The sequence below is a fragment of the Antarcticimicrobium luteum genome, from assembly GCF_004358185.1.
Classification (GTDB): domain Bacteria; phylum Pseudomonadota; class Alphaproteobacteria; order Rhodobacterales; family Rhodobacteraceae; genus Antarcticimicrobium; species Antarcticimicrobium luteum.
Genome location: NZ_SMUV01000027.1, coordinates 1 through 15,276 on the forward strand (window position 1 = coordinate 1; position 15,276 = coordinate 15,276).

The 15,276-nt window shown below is 63.8% G+C and carries 13 protein-coding genes and 2 pseudogenes; 10 read left to right on the plus strand and 5 right to left on the minus strand.

Annotation, left to right across the window (positions count from 1 at the left end):
• Together E1832_RS00605 and E1832_RS23220 are read right to left on the minus strand one after the other, a co-directional pair.
• Positions 1-823: tyrosine-type recombinase/integrase (locus E1832_RS00605; RefSeq protein WP_133357838.1), on the minus strand; the 823-nt coding region annotated here is incomplete at its 3' end.
• Between the two features lie 17 nt (positions 824-840).
• Positions 841-975 (minus strand): annotated as a pseudogene (locus E1832_RS23220) (excisionase family DNA-binding protein); the annotation flags it as partial.
• Between the two features lie 243 nt (positions 976-1,218).
• Between E1832_RS23220 and E1832_RS00615 the strand changes: the two are divergent.
• Genes E1832_RS00615 through E1832_RS00630 form a run of 3 tightly spaced genes read left to right on the plus strand, consistent with a single transcriptional unit; the run spans position 1,219 to position 4,123 of the window.
• Entirely contained in the window at positions 1,219-2,778 is a 1,560-nt protein-coding gene (locus E1832_RS00615) for a hypothetical protein (protein WP_133357839.1), read from the plus strand.
• Positions 2,775-3,605, plus strand: coding sequence for a hypothetical protein (locus E1832_RS00620; protein ID WP_206020968.1), 831 nt, complete (start codon positions 2,775-2,777; stop codon positions 3,603-3,605). The genes E1832_RS00615 and E1832_RS00620 overlap by 4 nt, the downstream gene beginning before the upstream one ends.
• Positions 3,606-3,652: 47 nt before the next feature.
• Positions 3,653-4,123: a very short patch repair endonuclease gene (locus E1832_RS00630; protein WP_133357840.1), complete on the plus strand. Its 471-nt coding sequence runs from the start codon at positions 3,653-3,655 to the stop codon at positions 4,121-4,123.
• 272 nt (positions 4,124-4,395) lie between these two features.
• Here E1832_RS00630 and E1832_RS00635 read toward each other — a convergent pair whose 3' ends face one another.
• Positions 4,396-5,484: a Fic family protein gene (locus tag E1832_RS00635; RefSeq protein WP_133357841.1), complete on the minus strand. Its 1,089-nt coding sequence runs from the start codon at positions 5,482-5,484 to the stop codon at positions 4,396-4,398.
• A 170-nt stretch (positions 5,485-5,654) separates the two neighbouring features.
• Positions 5,655-6,449, minus strand: coding sequence for a recombinase family protein (locus E1832_RS00640; protein ID WP_133357842.1), 795 nt, complete (start codon positions 6,447-6,449; stop codon positions 5,655-5,657).
• A gap of 128 nt (positions 6,450-6,577) precedes the next feature.
• Between E1832_RS00640 and E1832_RS00645 the strand changes: the two genes are divergently transcribed.
• The 7 genes from E1832_RS00645 to E1832_RS00675 all read left to right on the plus strand — a co-directional run bounded on the left by E1832_RS00645 (position 6,578) and on the right by E1832_RS00675 (position 15,018).
• Complete coding sequence (locus tag E1832_RS00645) at positions 6,578-7,366, plus strand: FadR/GntR family transcriptional regulator (protein ID WP_165978752.1); 789 nt, start codon at positions 6,578-6,580, stop codon at positions 7,364-7,366.
• Entirely contained in the window at positions 7,363-8,898 is a 1,536-nt protein-coding gene (locus tag E1832_RS00650) for a sugar ABC transporter ATP-binding protein (RefSeq protein WP_165978753.1), read from the plus strand. Before E1832_RS00645 ends, E1832_RS00650 begins: the two co-directional genes overlap by 4 nt.
• Before the next feature lie 3 nt (positions 8,899-8,901).
• On the plus strand, positions 8,902-9,906 hold the full coding sequence (locus tag E1832_RS00655; RefSeq protein WP_133357845.1) for an ABC transporter permease: 1,005 nt from the start codon (positions 8,902-8,904) through the stop codon (positions 9,904-9,906).
• 65 nt (positions 9,907-9,971) lie between these two features.
• Entirely contained in the window at positions 9,972-10,946 is a 975-nt protein-coding gene (locus E1832_RS00660; protein ID WP_133357846.1) for a sugar ABC transporter substrate-binding protein, read from the plus strand.
• A 61-nt stretch (positions 10,947-11,007) separates the two neighbouring features.
• A complete protein-coding gene (locus tag E1832_RS00665) occupies positions 11,008-12,192 on the plus strand; it encodes an iron-containing alcohol dehydrogenase family protein (protein ID WP_165978754.1) in 1,185 nt (394 codons plus the stop codon).
• Positions 12,193-12,226: 34 nt separating this feature from the next.
• Complete coding sequence (locus E1832_RS00670; protein WP_165978755.1) at positions 12,227-13,738, plus strand: aldehyde dehydrogenase family protein; 1,512 nt, start codon at positions 12,227-12,229, stop codon at positions 13,736-13,738.
• Entirely contained in the window at positions 13,714-15,018 is a 1,305-nt protein-coding gene (locus E1832_RS00675; protein WP_133357849.1) for an amidohydrolase, read from the plus strand. The genes E1832_RS00670 and E1832_RS00675 overlap by 25 nt, the downstream gene beginning before the upstream one ends.
• Before the next feature lie 34 nt (positions 15,019-15,052).
• On the opposite strand, the pseudogene E1832_RS23045 reads toward E1832_RS00675, so the two are convergent.
• A pseudogene (locus E1832_RS23045) lies at positions 15,053-15,276 on the minus strand (hypothetical protein); the annotation flags it as partial.

Sequence of the window (15,276 nt, forward strand, 5' to 3'; positions counted from 1 at the left end):
GCACGTGGGGCGATACGTTGGACAGCCCGGCATCAACTGCGGCCGCCTTGAAGCCATTCTTGATGGACTTCACGGGGCCGCCCGCCCATTCCACGACATAGTCGGACAACGCCGCCTTGCGCGCCTCCAGGAGCGCCACACGTAAGCTTTCAGTCATGGGCACGATGGCCCTACCTTTCCTCTGCCCTTCGCCAGTGCGAAGGTTGATCTGACCGCGTTCGAAGTCCACACGATCCCAAGTGAGCTCGAGCACGGCGGTCACCCTGGCTGCCGTGGACAACATCAGCCGGATCGCCAGCTTGATATGCGGTGCGCACCCGACTGCAAGGAGCTTTGCTATCTCCTGGCGCGTCAGATACCTCTCTTTGGGGGCAGGCTTGCTCGGGCGCTCAATGTAGGGCGCTCTCTCGATCAGCCCGGTCTTCTCGGCCCAGTTCAAGCAGGTCCTCAGTTTGCCGAGCTGCGTCCAGATCGTGCCGTCCTGAATACCCGCCTGCCGGCGATCCGCGATGTAGGCCTTGCAGTCCTGCACGCTGATCTGATCGGGGCGAAAGGCGCCAAACCAGGGCAGCACAGAACGGCCAGTATATTCCATGCTTTCATGAACAGGGCGGCCCACAACGGTCCCGCTGTAGGCCTTCCAGATCGTCTCCACGGTCAGTTCATTCTTTCCGGCTGTCTGGGCAAGGAGGACGTCACGGGCTTCGGCCTCGGCGCGTTCGAGGGTGTCCGCGTCAAGACGATACCGGCGTCTGCGTCCATCTTCCTCATACCAGACAACGACGAAGCGGTCGTTGAGCCGACCGATGCTATATTCCTGCACTGCTCATATTCCTCAACTTTGTGCGACGGGATGCGAAACTGACGACCAACTCTAAAGCTTTCGAGTCGGCCGGATTTGCAGAGCTGACGAACAGTCTCGGAACTGCAGCTCCAGCGCTCTGCGAGGGTCTTGGGGGTGTAGGGCGGCGACAAATCGAGTTCTCCTTTCTGACCACGTGCTTCTGTAATAGCAACGAGCAGCTCGGATGCGCTGTGATGAACAAATAATATTTTAAGTCATTGAATTTTTTGAAAAGAAAGTCGTCTCGCGCGCCAGGGAATGTATCCACTCAGGCCCTGCCAACATGAAGTCTTCCACCTCGCGGACTGCCCTTACGTCTTCCCCTCCTCCAGGAACAGCCAGATGCGGCAAGCGAAGAGGACGAGAGTGCGAGCTTGCGTGATATCCTCCGGGCGGATCAGGTCTCGCTGCTCGAGATTGCCGATTTCAACACCAGTGGCCTCGCCGGGCCGACCCGCGCAGATGTCACGGCGGGCGAGGAAGCTCTCGATTTCGTCAATTTTCTACGCAATGTCGGCGCGGCGCGTGACACGCATCACGGTGGTGGAACCTACGGATATGGTAAGACCTCGCTCTACGCGTTGAGCCGCGCCTCCACCATAATCGCCGACACCCAGACCACCTGCGACGGAATTTCGGTCCGCCGGATCATGGGGTGCCATCTGGGCGATGCCTTCGAGGCCGTCACGCACGGGGAACGCCGCCGCTTCACAGGACGCCACTGGTGGGGGCGTGACGATGCGGAAGGTGGCGTCGAACCAATTGAGGGAGCGGAAGCAACCGAGCTCTCGGAACTCCTCGGCTTTCCGCAGCGAGACGAGAACCGGCCCGGAACGACGATCGCGATCGTGGCCCCGCATGTCGATCGAGGCGAGGATCTGCGTGCCGAGCTCGTGGAAACGGTTCTCTGGAACTTCTGGCCGCGGATGTGCAGTTTCACGCCCACGGAGCGGAAGATCGACGTGCGACTGGAATTCGAGGGCGAGCAGGTCACGATCCCGGCGCCCGAGAATTATCCGCCGCTCGATCTCTATGCCGAGGCGCTGCGAAACGTGCGCGGCGAAGGTGATGGGGAAGTCACGACAATCCGTAGCGCCAGACCGATTGCGGACCTCGGCCATCTCGCAATCGTCCGGGGGCTGCATGCACCGCGCAACCTGATGGCGCTGCGCGACGAGAGCCCAATGCGTGAACAGGCGCACTCGATCGCGCTGATGCGCCCCGTGGAATTGGTCGTCCGATACCTGCCCGGCGAAGCGTTCGCGGACAAGCGTTTCGAATGGGCGGGTGTCTTCATCTGCTCGAAGGAGGACGAGATCGAGAAGGCCTTCGCGGTGGCAGAACCCCCGGCCCATGACGACTGGATCCCGGACATGTTGCCAAAGGGGCGGGCCAAGACCTATGTCAACGTGGCGCTCCGGGAGCTGAAGCTGGCGGCCGCGACCTATGTCCAACCGAAGGCCGCACTTGGAGCAGGCGAGGATCGTGGGCCATCCGTGGCGAAGACCGCCGCCAAGTTGGGCAGACTCCTGTCCAAGACCTCCGGGAAGGGACCGGGGCGGGCGACCTCCCTCGGCGGTGCCGGAAGCAGGAAGAAGATCACGATTTCCGCGCCACGCTTTACCGGTCTCGAGCTCCACGACGGGCAGCGCGTCGCTAGGTTCGAGGCGGAATTGACGAATGATGGCAGCCGGCCAGAACTCCTACTGCAAGTGAGCCCGCATCTTGTGTTGGACGGCTCCTCCACCTCGGCCGAGGATCTGCCCGGCGACATCACGATCGACCTCCTGGACCTATCTCTCGAGGACAGGATCGCCGGACCGGAGGGGATCAGGATCGAAGACGAGCAGGGGATCGTCTCATGCCGGGTCACCGTGCCGGACGATGCGGCCGTCGGCATCCGCTTCAGCTTCGAGGAGGGAGAGGCAGCATGACAGCAGCCTTCGCCCTTCCCTTTCTCAGCCTGCCGGATGAATCCGTGACGCTCGGACACTGGATGATCGGCCAGACCGGAGACCCACTCCTCCCGATGAAGCCCATCCTCGACGAATGGGACTACGCGGCGGATGTCGAGCTCCGCGGTTCCGTCTCGATCGACATGCGGGCCGCCGCCAAGATCCTCGCGATCCCCGAGGAGGAGCTGAAGCTCGCGGTCGTTCTCAAGATCGGCACGGGTCGGGGCCGCTTTCCCAGAATCGTGGAGCGCGTGAGTTCCCGGCTTGTCGATGCGGCAACGGATCAGCCGGTGGAGCTGCATGTGATCGTGCCGGGAAACACGCTGTCAGGGCGTCTGCACGCACGGATCGACGTGCTGCTCGCGGCCCCGGCAGAGAATGCCTCGATCCTGTCCCCGACTCGCACCGGGTCTCGGCTCTGGTCGCACGAATTCTCGGTCGAGCTCGAGGACGGTGGCGACAACCGGTTCCCGATGGAGGTCGTCTCCTTCACCGAGACCTTCCCGAGCCACCGGCACGTCACGGCGCCCTGGTATCTCTCCTGGAGGCCGGGCGGGCTCACCGGCGTTCATGGCCGCGTAGTATTCTTCGGGGAAGCCATCCTCGAACCCCCGCAGGAAGGCACGCAGACGCAGCGTGCGCACCTCCGTCGCCTCCTTCTCGATCGAAAGGCGGGTCTTCATGCGCGTGTCCGTCTCGCGGCCTGCCGCGGAGAACCCTTCCCCGAGGCCGCCCGGACCCGCAAAGAGGTCGATGATGCCGAAATTGCCACTCATTCATTTCACCTTTCCCGAAGGACCTTCTAAACTGAAACCTTCAGGTCGTGCCAGGGGCAAAAGAAGGCGCAGATAGCATGGCAGACATCGTTTCAGCCGAGACGAGATCGAAAATGATGGCCTCGATCCGACGCAGGGACACGAAACCGGAGATCATGGTCCGCAAGGAACTTCATGCGGCCGGATTCCGTTTCCGGCTGGATGTCCGAACATTGCCCGGCTCCCCCGACATTGTGCTATCGAAGTGGCGAACCGTGATATTCGTTCACGGCTGCTTCTGGCATCGCCATGCCGGATGCGCCTATGCAAGCACGCCGGCGACACGCCCGGAATTCTGGCAGGCGAAATTCGCGGCGAATGTCATGCGCGATCTCAGGAATGAGGAGGCGCTGCTTGAACAGGGTTGGAAGGTCGCCGTTGTCTGGGAATGCGGCCTTTCTCCGCGCGTCCGGGATGGCACGATCAAGGGTCTTGTCGCTTTCATTCGACGTCCTGCATCACCTCCGATCAGATCGAGCTTCCCCGAGACGCCGCCGCGACCGATCTAATGGGCTACCTTCGACATGACCACTCTCCTTTGTGGATAGTCGCAGATCCACCTTGGTTCTTTGATGCCGTCGTGTTGGGCGGTCATCCACAATCGGCTGCTGCACCCGCGACATGACTTCGCGCGCTTCAAGTGCACGGTTACAGCGAGGTGCGTCACTAGGCTGGCTGGGGCGCTCGCTGGCAGCGTCCAGCTCTATTTTCGACACATGGACAGCGCAGACACGACAACGCGTGCCCTGAGCGCTCTGAGATCAACTGGCTCATCTAAACGCTATCCCGGACCATCCATGAACAGCGCGACCAGGGGCACGTTGACATAATAGTTGCTGCGGCCGGCCTGATGCTTGTCCACGAACCCGTGCTCGGCGAGCGCCTCCAGGTATTTCGACGCCGTCTGCCGGGTGACTTTCAGATCGTTCACCACGAACTCGATCCGGGTGTAGGGGTGGCGAAACAGGTTATTGAGCAGATCCTGGCTGTAGATCCTCGGCAGCTCCGTTCTCAGCCGGTGCTTGGCGTCGGCCATCTGACTGCGGATGGCCTCGACCAAGGTCAGTGTCGTCTGCGACGTCTCGGTCACCGCGGTCAACATGTAGAGAACCCAGCTCTCCCAATCGCCCTCATCCCGGACCGCCTGGAGATGGTGGTAGTAATCTGCCTTGGTCCGAGTGATGTATCGGCTGAGATAGAGGATTGGGATGTCCAGCAACCCCGTGCGCGCCAAGTAAAGCACATTCAGGATACGACCGACACGGCCATTTCCATCCGGAAAGGGATGGATGCTTTCGAACTGGTGGTGGATGAGCGCCATCTTGATCAGCGGGTCGAGATCGCAGGTTTCATCCTCGTTCACAAACCGCTCCAAAGCGGACATCTGATCTGCGATTTCGTTGCGGTCTTGCGGTGGCACATAGACCATGTCGCGCGTCGCCTCGTTTCTGAGCGCTGTTCCGGGCGTGGTCCTGAACCCGTCCGAGCGCCCCTTCAACAGCCGGAACATGTCGATGAGCGTGCCGTTGGTGATCAGGCCGTGCGTATCCGCCAGGCGCTGGAAGCCGAGCTTGATCGCATCCCGGTAGAGCGCCACCTCCTTGGCTGCGCCTGATTGAGGCCCCTCCGGGAAAAGATCCGCCTGGAAGAGCTCGTCCTGGGTCGTGACGATGTTCTCGATCTCCGAGGAGGCTTTCGCCTCCTGCAGCGCCAGCGTGTCGATCAGAATACCCTGGTTGGGGATCGTAGCTGCGCGCCCCTTGAGTTCTGCGAGAGCGCGGTTCGCAGCAGCGAGCGCCTTCAGGACCGGAACAGTCTCAAGGTCCACGGGCGGTGGAAGGTCGGGGAGCTGATAGGTTGGCTTTAACATGTCGAGCGCATCATGTTAAAGAAATGCGGTTTTGTTAACACAAAATATGCGATATGCATGAAAAACCCGATTTCCTTAACATGGCGAGACCTGTTGCGCCGAGGAGAATGGCCCAGAGCATCTCTGAAGCCCAATGGCGCACCAAGCATAGAACTATTTCTCACCGGGGATCAGAACTTCCCGAAGCCAGGGTGATCCTGATAAGCGATGTCGGCGGGCGTGTGTTCGTCGCTCTGTGACGACGGATAGTCATCGCGATTCGACGCATCTATCTGTCCATCCTGCGATGTGTCCCAGGCCCAACTCGGTGCGACAACGATTTCTTCCTCCTCCAGATCCTTCCGCAGCTCCAGCTCCGCCTCGACCTTCTTGAGCGGCTTCCGGATGCTACTCGTGGTCCAGGGGCGGCGTTCATTTCGTTTCTCGCTGATGAGATTATGCAGTCCGGAGCGGTTCAAGAGATCCACCTTCTCCTTCAGGGTCATCTTCTCCCAGCCGGGCGTGCGCTCGATGAAATCCGCGAGCTCCTGGACCTTGCGATCGGCTCTGGCGGCATTGGAGACCGCACCATTGCGCTGCGCGACACCGAGGTTCGTCGTATTCCCCAACTTGACGCCACGTGCTTTTGCACGAGCAGCTCCTTCCCGAACACGCTGGGAAATTAGATCGCGCTCACGCCGCGCCCGGTCAATCAGTCGTTCAAGCGCCTTCTTGCCCAAGCGCCTCCCGTCAGCGACCGAGATGACATGCAAGTTGTTATCCAAAATCCCGGGCAGCACATCCGGATGACGCGCCAGGCGATCCGCACTCGGAACGAGGATCTTCGCGCCCTGCTCCTTCGCGATCTTGATGACCTGCTGGAGACCAGGGCGAAAGACGTGACCCTGCGCCCCCGCCGCCGAACGATCATCTTCCTCTATCGAGAGAAGATCGAGCTTCTTGTCGTTGCAGTATCCACGGAGCATGTGCGCCTGCTCGTCGAGGCTGATCCCTTCGCCACGACATCCGCCTCATCATCATTCCTCATTTTTGGTTGATGATTCGGTGATCTGCATATATTATGATTATATTATCTATAATAAGGATGTTTCGGGTGCCGAAGAGTCCAGCACATCTGAGCCGCCGCAAGCTCTCCGATCAGGTCGTTGACAGGGTGAAGTCCTGGCTGATGGCCAAGTCGATGCAACCGGGCGATCGGCTGCCGCAGGAAAAGGAACTTCTGGACCTTCTGGGCGTCAGCCGCAGCACCTTGCGCGAGGCGCTGAAATCCCTGGAAGTTCAAGGCATTATTCGGGTTTCGGCAGGGCGCAGCGGTGGTCCTTCGGTGTGCGAAGTGCCCTATGAGACCGCCGCGAACCTTCTGACCAATTACTTCTATTTCAAGAAGCTGCAGGCCGACGAGATCTACGCAATGCGCAGGCTGCTTGAGCCGGAAATGGCCGCGACCGCCGTCGCCCACATGCGCGACGAGGATCTCGACCGGCTCGAAGAGCTGATCGAGGCCTGCCGCAACCCCGAAGACTCGCCCGAGGGCCGGCGTTCGCAGAGGCTGCTCGAGCTGGAGTTCCACAACGTGATCGCGCGGCGCTCGCCGAACGCGCTTTTGTCGTTCAACTGCCAGTTCATCAACATGATCCTGGCCCAGCAGGTCACGATCAAGAAGGTCTACCTCATCCGCCAGGACAAGATCGACCGCGAGAACGACGATGCGCATGTCGAGCTTCTGGCCGCCTTCCGCGCCGGTGACGCGGCGCATGTGCGCGAAGCGATGGTGCGGCACATGGGCGAATGCTCCTGCCACCTCAACGATCTGGAGGCGGTGGTGCATCAGCGTTTCGGAGATGCCGTCGCCGACGGCCCCATTCCGGATTTCACGCGATGACCCCGATCAAGCCTGCTGCCGACTTTCACCCGAATGGCGAGGACGTCGTCCTTCAGCTCTCTGGCCTGAAAAAGGAATTCCCGGGCGTAAAGGCGCTGGACGGGGTCGATTTCGAGCTGCGCCGCGGCGAGGTCCACGCCCTATTGGGGGCCAACGGCGCCGGCAAATCGACGCTGATCAAGATCGTCGCGGGGCTCTATCAGCGCGACGGCGGCACGATACGGCTGGAGGGGCAGGAGGTCTCGTTCGGCTCCACCGCCGAGGCGATGCAGGCCGGGATCGGCATCATCTATCAGGATTTCGCGCTGGTCCCCGACCTGAGCGTCGCCGAAAACATCTTCCTAGGCCAGGAAATGCGCAATTCTCTGGGGCTGGTCCAGCGCGCCGCGCAAGAAAAGGCGGCGCAGGAGCTGTTGGACATGGTCGGCGCCAATTTCGCCGCGACGGCGCTGGTCTCGTCGCTGGGCAGCGGCCAGCGTCAGCAGGTCGAGATCGCCAAGGCGCTGCGCAACAAGGTCAAGGTGCTGATCCTCGACGAGCCCACCGCCTCGCTCAGCCATGGCGAGGCCGAGCGCCTGTTCGAGATCATCCGCCAGCTTGCGGACGAGGGCGTCGGCATCATCTATGTCAGCCACCGGCTGGAGGAGATCGCGCCGCTTGTCGACCGTGTGACCGCGTTGCGCGACGGGGTGTCGGTTGGCTCCTATCCCACCGCGGCGCTCGACCGGCAGAAGATCGTTTCGCTCATCACCGGGTCCGAACGCCCCGCCGGCGCCGCGCGTCCCGCCCGGGCGGCGCGGCCGGATCTGCCGCCCCTGCTGTCGGTTCAGGGATTGTCGCGCGCGGGCGAGTTCGACGACGTCTCCTTCGCCCTTCACCCGGGCGAGATCCTCGTGCTGACGGGGCTAGTCGGGGCCGGCCGCACGGAGCTTGCGGAAACCCTGTTCGGGGTGCGCCACGCGGATGCGGGCAAGATCCGGCTGGGGGAAAAGATCGTTCACCAGAAGGACACCCGCGACGCGATCCGCAACGGCATCGCCCTGATCCCGGAAGACCGGCGCGGCCAGGGCGTGTCCCTTATGCTGCCGATCGACGAGAATGTCGCGCTGCCGATCCTGCGCCGGTTCCGCGGCCCGTTCGGCCTAGCGCGCAGGCGCATCGGCGCGCATGCCGATCAGCTGATCGACCGGCTGTCGATCCGCACCCCCAATGCGCGCACGCTCGCCGGGGCACTCTCGGGCGGGAACCAGCAGAAGGTCGTGCTGGCCAAATGGTTGTCTACCGATGCGCAGGTCTTCCTGTTCGACGAGCCCACGCAAGGCGTCGACGTCGGCGCCAAGGCCGAGATCTACGCACTGATCGAGGGGCTGGCCGCCGCGGGCCGCGCCATCCTGATCGTCTCGTCCGATCTGGAAGAGGTCCTCGCCGTCGCCGACCGGGTGCTGGCGATGCGCGCCGGACGGATTGTTGAGGAATTCGAGAACAACGCGCTGCCTGCCAGCCGCGTCGTCGACGCTATAACGAACGGATAAACTATGACCGCCACCACCAAGACCCAGGAACCTTCCGCACAGCGTCCGGCGCAATCGTCCTGGCTGCCGAAGATCGACCCCTCCGTCATCGGGCCGGGGCTCGCGCTGATCCTGATGTTCATCGTCTATTCGATCGCCAGTCCGCATTTCCTGACGACGCAGAACATCACCAACGTTCTGGTGCAAAGCGCGCCGCTGCTGATCCTGGCGACGGGCCAGACCTTCGCGCTGCTGATGGGCGGGCTGGACCTGTCGCAAGGCTCGATCATCAGCCTCGTCAGCGTGACTGCGGCCTCGGTCATGATGAACTACGGCATCGTCCCAGCCGCGATCCTCGGCATCGGCTCCGGCGTCGCCGTCGGCGTCGTCAACGGGCTTCTCGTCGGCCGGGCAAAGATCCAGCCGTTCATCGTGACGCTCGGCATGCTCTACATGGTCGCGGGCCTGGCGATGGTGGTCTCGGGCGGCTCGACGATCTTCGGATTGCCGCATCCCGACGTCGACATCTTCTTCTGGTTCGGCGGCGGCCGTATTGGCCCGGTGCCGGTGCCGTTGGTGATCGCGGTGCTGTTGGTGGCGGTCGCGCATTTCATCCTGGTGCGCACCGCGATGGGACGCCACGTCTTCGCCATCGGCAGCAACGAGCAGGTCGCGGTGATGTCGGGCATCGACGTCGGCCGGGTCAAGATCTTCATTTTCGTCGTCAGCGGCGTCTACGCGGCGCTTGCCGGGTTCCTACTGAGCGGGCGGGTGATTTCCGGCCAGCCGCTGCTGGGGGCGGGCGACCTGCTGCTGCAATCCATCGGCGCGGTCATCATCGGCGGCACCAGCATCTTCGGCGGGCGTGGCGGCGTGCTGCGCACCCTGCTCGGCGTGCTGGTCATCGGCTTCATGGTGAACGGCCTGAACCTGCTCGCGATTTCGACCTTCACCCAGCAAGTGATCGTCGGGGCGATCATTATCCTGTCCGCCTGGGTGAACTCTTTCCGGCGCCGCAAGAATCGGTGACCGGGATCCCCACCCCCCAAGAACAACCACGACCAACATCAAGTCCATCAGAGGAGACGCAATCAATGAAGAAATTTGGAACCAAGCTGGGGGCCGCCGCGCTTGTCGCGCTGGCCACCGTCGCGACGACTGCCACCGTCAAGCCCGCGCTCGCGCAGGACAAGGAGATCGCGGTGATGCTGCCGGCCGCGGGCGATCCCTACTTTAAGCTGAAGTCCTTCGGCTACATCGACGAGGGCAAGAAGCATGGCTACAAAGTGGTGGTCTATGATGCCGGCGGCTACGGCAACCTGCAAAAGCAGGTCTCGCAGATCGAGGACGTGATCCAACGCAAGGTTTCCGGCATCGTGCTGGTTCCGGCCAGCTCGGACGGCACCGTGCCGGTCGTGGAAAAAGCTGTCGCGGCGGGCATTCCGGTCGTCAATGACGGCATCGCCACCAAGACCGACAAGGTCACCGGCTTCGTCGGCGAGCCGTCTTACGCGATGACCGAGCTGCTGGCGGCCTATGCCGTGGACAAGTTGGGCGGCAAGGGCGAAGTCGCGATGCTGTCCGGGCCGAGCGGGCTGGATCTGACGCGCTTCCGCGTCAACGGCTTCAAGGATTACGTCGCCAAGTATCCCGGCATGAAGGTGGTGGCCGAGAAATATACCTCGACCGCATCCACCGACGCGCTGACGACGATGCAGGACTTCCTGCAGTCGAACCCCGGCATCACCGCAGTCTATGCCTTCAACGGCCCGATTGCCATCGGCGTCGTCCAGGCGCTGCGCACGGCGGGCAAGAAGCCGGGCGAGGTGATGGTGCTGACCACGGATATGGAGCCCGAGACCAACCGCATGATCAAGGACGGCTGGATCACCGCCACCGTCGTCAGCCAGCCGGTCACCATGGCCCGTCTTGCCGTGCGCCGCGCCATCGAGGCCGCCGAGGGCAAGGTCATCCCGAAAGAGACCCTGACCCAGCCCAGCCTGATTTCCAAGGCGACGCTCGATGCCGTCGACCTGTCCGGACAGGCCGTGCCCGACGACTGGAAATAACACCGATCCCGGGCAGCGGCTTCGCGGCCGCTGCCTCTCTCCCAGCCAAAGCGAGACTTCAATGACCATCCGACGCTTCGACGGAACCGCGATTCCGAAAACGATCTACAGCGGACCCGGCTGCCGGTCGAAAATGCCAGCCGAGTTGGATCGCCTGGACGCCAAGCGCGTGCTGATCATCAGCAGCACCAGCGTCGCGACCAAGACGCCGTTCCTGCGCGACATCCAAGAGCGGCTGGGCGAGCGCGTCGTCGCGGTGATCGACCGGGTGCCGTCGAACCTGCCGGTGCAGGCGGTGCGCGACGCCGTCGGGTCAGCGGCAGAGGCGCGCCCCGACGCCATCGTCGCGATCGGCGGCGGCATCGTGCACGACATGGCCAAGGCGCTTGCCGTGATGCTGCCAAGCGGGCGCGACATCACCGAGTTCGTCAGCCGGTTCGAGCCTCCCAATACATTCCACGGCATCGAGGTCGATACCGATCCGCTGCCGGTGCTGACCGTTCCGACCACGTTTTCCGCGGCCGATGTCGTCGCCGGTGGCGCCGTCACCGATGTCGAGAGCCACGAGAAGCTGATCTTCGTTCACCCCAAGCTTACCCCCGTCGCGGTGTTCCTGGATGCCGAAGTCGTGGCCTCGACGCCCGCCCGCATCCTGGCGCTGAGCGGCATGAACGCGATCCACCATTGTCTGGAAGCCAGCTATTCGAAGGGCGCGCAGCCGATCACCGATGCCTTCGCCTTTGCCGCCCTGCGCCAATTGCTCACGGTTTTGCCGACCTTCGGACCGCAGGGGCCGGCGCCCGCGCTCGACATCGTGCAAAGGGCGATCGACGCGGCCTCGATGTCGGGGCTGACCTACGCCAACTCCTGGCTCGGCATCGGCCATTCGGTCTGCCACAGCCTGGGCGGCCGCTTCGGGCTGTCGCACAGCGCTGCCAACGCGGTGATGGTCCTCAACAGCCTGCGCTTCAATCTGGAGGTCGCCGGCGACCGGATCGCCGCGGCGGCGCGCGCCAGCGGCGTCTCGGACGCCCCCGACGATGCCACCGCCGCCCAAGCGATGATCGCGGCGGTCGAGGCCGTCTCCGATGCCATCGGCGCGCCCAAGCGCCTGTCGGAGATCGGCCTGGAAAAGGGACAGTCGGCGGTGATTACCGAAGATGTCCTCGGTGACCCCCAGACCTTCTGGAACCCGAGACCGCCGGTCACGGCCGAGATCGTCGCCTGGCTCGACGATGCCTGGTAACCCTCTCGCGAAATTCAGGAAAAGCAAAATGCACATGGCATTGAAAGATCACGTCGCGCTACTGAACGACTCGCTGGCGGCGCCGACCAGTAAGACGGTTCCGCTCTGGATCAATGGCGACTGGCATGACGGCACCTCCGCCGCGCCGATGCCCTGCATCGACCCGACCCTGGGCGCCCCCCTGGTCGACGTCGCGACCGCCGGGACCGAGGAGATCGCGGCCGCGGTGAAGGCGGCGGAGGTGGCGCAACTGGCCTGGTGGGCAATGGACGGACAGGATCGCGCGCGAATTCTGCGGCGCATTGCCGATGGCATCCGCCAGCATGCCCGGGCGCTGGGCAGCCTCGACACGCTCGATGCAGGCCGGCCGATCCGCGACACGGTCCCGCGCGATACCGAACGTGCGGCGCGGATCTTCGAGTTCTTCGCCGGCACCACCGATCGCCTGCGCGGCGCCGCCGTGCCGGTGCAGCCCGGGCGCAGCAACACGATCGAATACGAACCGATCGGCCTGGTCGGGGCGATCACGCCGTGGAACTACCCGCTGACCAATGCGGCGGGCAAGATCGCGCCGGCGCTGGCCACCGGCAACGCGGTGATCCTGAAACCGGCCGAGGAATCGCCACTGTCGGCGCTGATGCTGGCCTGGGTCGCGCATCAGGCGGGCCTGCCGGCGGGGATGCTGAACGTCCTCAACGGAACCGGGGCGTCGGTGGGCGCCGAACTGGTGGCCCATCCAGCGATTGGCAAGATCAGCTTCACCGGCTCGACCTCGGTTGGCCGGCTGATCGGCGCGCGGGCCGGGACCGCGCTCAAGTCGGTGACGCTGGAACTGGGCGGCAAGACCGGGTTTCTGGTCTTCGCCGACGCGGATCTGGAAACCGCCGCCGACGCGCTGGTTTTTTCGGCGTTCAACAATGCCGGCCAGACCTGCACCGCCGGGTCGCGGCTGCTGGTCGAGGCCAGTGTCGCCGACCGGTTCCTCGCACTCGTGGCGGCGCGCATCGCGGCGTTGCGGATCGGCGATCCGCTCGATCCCGACACCCAGATCGGGCCGGTGATCTCGTCCCGCCATCTTGCGGAAATCCTGCGGCGCCTGTCAGAGGCTGAAGGCTCTGGCCTGACATCGCTCGACCTGCCGGCGCATGACCTGCCCGATCAAGGCTATTTCCTGCAGCCCACCGTCTATACCGGGGTCGATCCGGCCAACGCCATCGCCCAGGACGAGATCTTCGGCCCGGTGCTGAGCGTCACCACCTTCCACGGCGATGATGCGGCGCTCGCCATCGCCAACGGCACGCCCTATGGACTAGCCACCACCGTCTGGACCACCGATCTGAACCGCGCCCGCCGTTTCTCGCGCGAGGCCCAGTCGGGCATCGTCTGGATCAACACCGCCCATTCGCTGCATCCCGGTTCGCCCTATGGCGGCTACAAGCAAAGCGGTCTTGGCGTCGAGATGGGGCAGGAGGCGATCCAGCAGCACATGCGGATCAAGACGATCTGGATCGAGGACGGCAAATGGGTGAGCCCGTGGGCCCTCTAGCGCCCGAAGTGCCGGTCTTTCGCGAACTGGATGCCACGACAGCCGCCCGGATCTCGACCGAGGCAAAGGCCCTGCAGCCCTGGCTGGTCGATCTGCGGCGCCACTTCCACCGCCACCCCGAGCTTGGCTGGCGCGAGGTCGCGACGACGGCCCGGATCGTCGAAGAGCTGTCGCAGCTGGGATACGAGGTGGTGTCGGGCAAGGATTTCCTGGGCGATACCCCGCGGCTTGGTCTCAGCCGCGAGCCGATCCCTGGAGAGGGCGACACCGGCTGCATTGCGATCCACGATACCGGCCGCCCCGGCCCGACGGTCTGCCTGCGGGTCGATATCGACGCGCTGCCGATCACCGAGGCTACGACTGGCCATGTCCCGGCGGACGCGGGCTATGCCTCGACCGTCGATGGGGTGATGCATTCCTGCGGCCATGACGGCCATATCGCCATCGGGCTGGGGGTGGCGCGCCTGCTGCGGCCTATGCTGGCGGGCGGCTTTGGCAAGCTCAAGCTGCTGTTTCAGCCCGCCGAAGAGGGCGTGCGCGGTGCCAATTCGGTGGTCGCGGCCGGCTGGATGGACGACGTCGACCTGTTTGCGGCGATCCATCTGGGGCTGGGCGTGCCCTCGGGCAGTGTGGCCTTTGGCGTGCACGGCTTCCTCGCCTCACGCAAATACGCGGTCTTGCTGACCGGGCGCGCGGCCCATGCCGGCAAGGCGCCCGAAGAGGGGCGCAACGCGCTGCTCGCGGCCTGCCAGATGGTGCCCGGATTGCACGCGCTGGCGCAGTCGAGCGCGCGGGGCGTGCGGATCAACGTCGGGGTTCTCGAGGCCGGCAAGGCGGTCAATATCGTCCCCGAGAAAGCGCGTTTCGAGCTCGAGATGCGCGCCGAGACGAACGATGCGCTCGACCGGTTGGAACGCCGCTGCCTCAGGCTGATCGCGTCGATGGCAGAGGCGCATGAGGTGGAACATGCCACGGTGCTGCGCGGCAGGTCCGGGGCCTGGCGCAACCCCAATGACTTCGTCGCCTGGGCCAGTGGCATTGACCGCATGCTGGGCACCTTCCCGTCGGTGCTGACCGATCACCCGTTCGGTGCCGGCGAAGACGCGACCACACTGGCCGGGGCCGTCGATCGGCGCGGCGGCAAGGCGGGCATCATTGTTCTGGGCGCAGATCTTGTTGGGGACCATCACACGCCAGAGTTCGATTTCGACGAGAATGTGCTTTGGCAAGGTGTGCAGTTGCTGACAGCACTTACTGCTGGGGCTATGGAAATTGTCTAAGAGCGCGTGCGGTGTGCACATCCGATGACCTGTTCAGACTAGGGGCAGCCAGCTGCTTCTGCAGGCGAAGCAGGCGGCGTTCGTCGCATGCCTTCATCAACTCGTTGAGCAGCGCGGCGGCGGTAGTGAAGCTGACCGACAGTCCCTTCTGGCAGGCTGCCAGGCCTAGCTGTTTGATCCCACGGTTTGATGGTGTGATCCTTTCGTCGGGATGGAAGGAAGCATTATGGGACAAGTTCGTCACGGGAGCGCCACGAC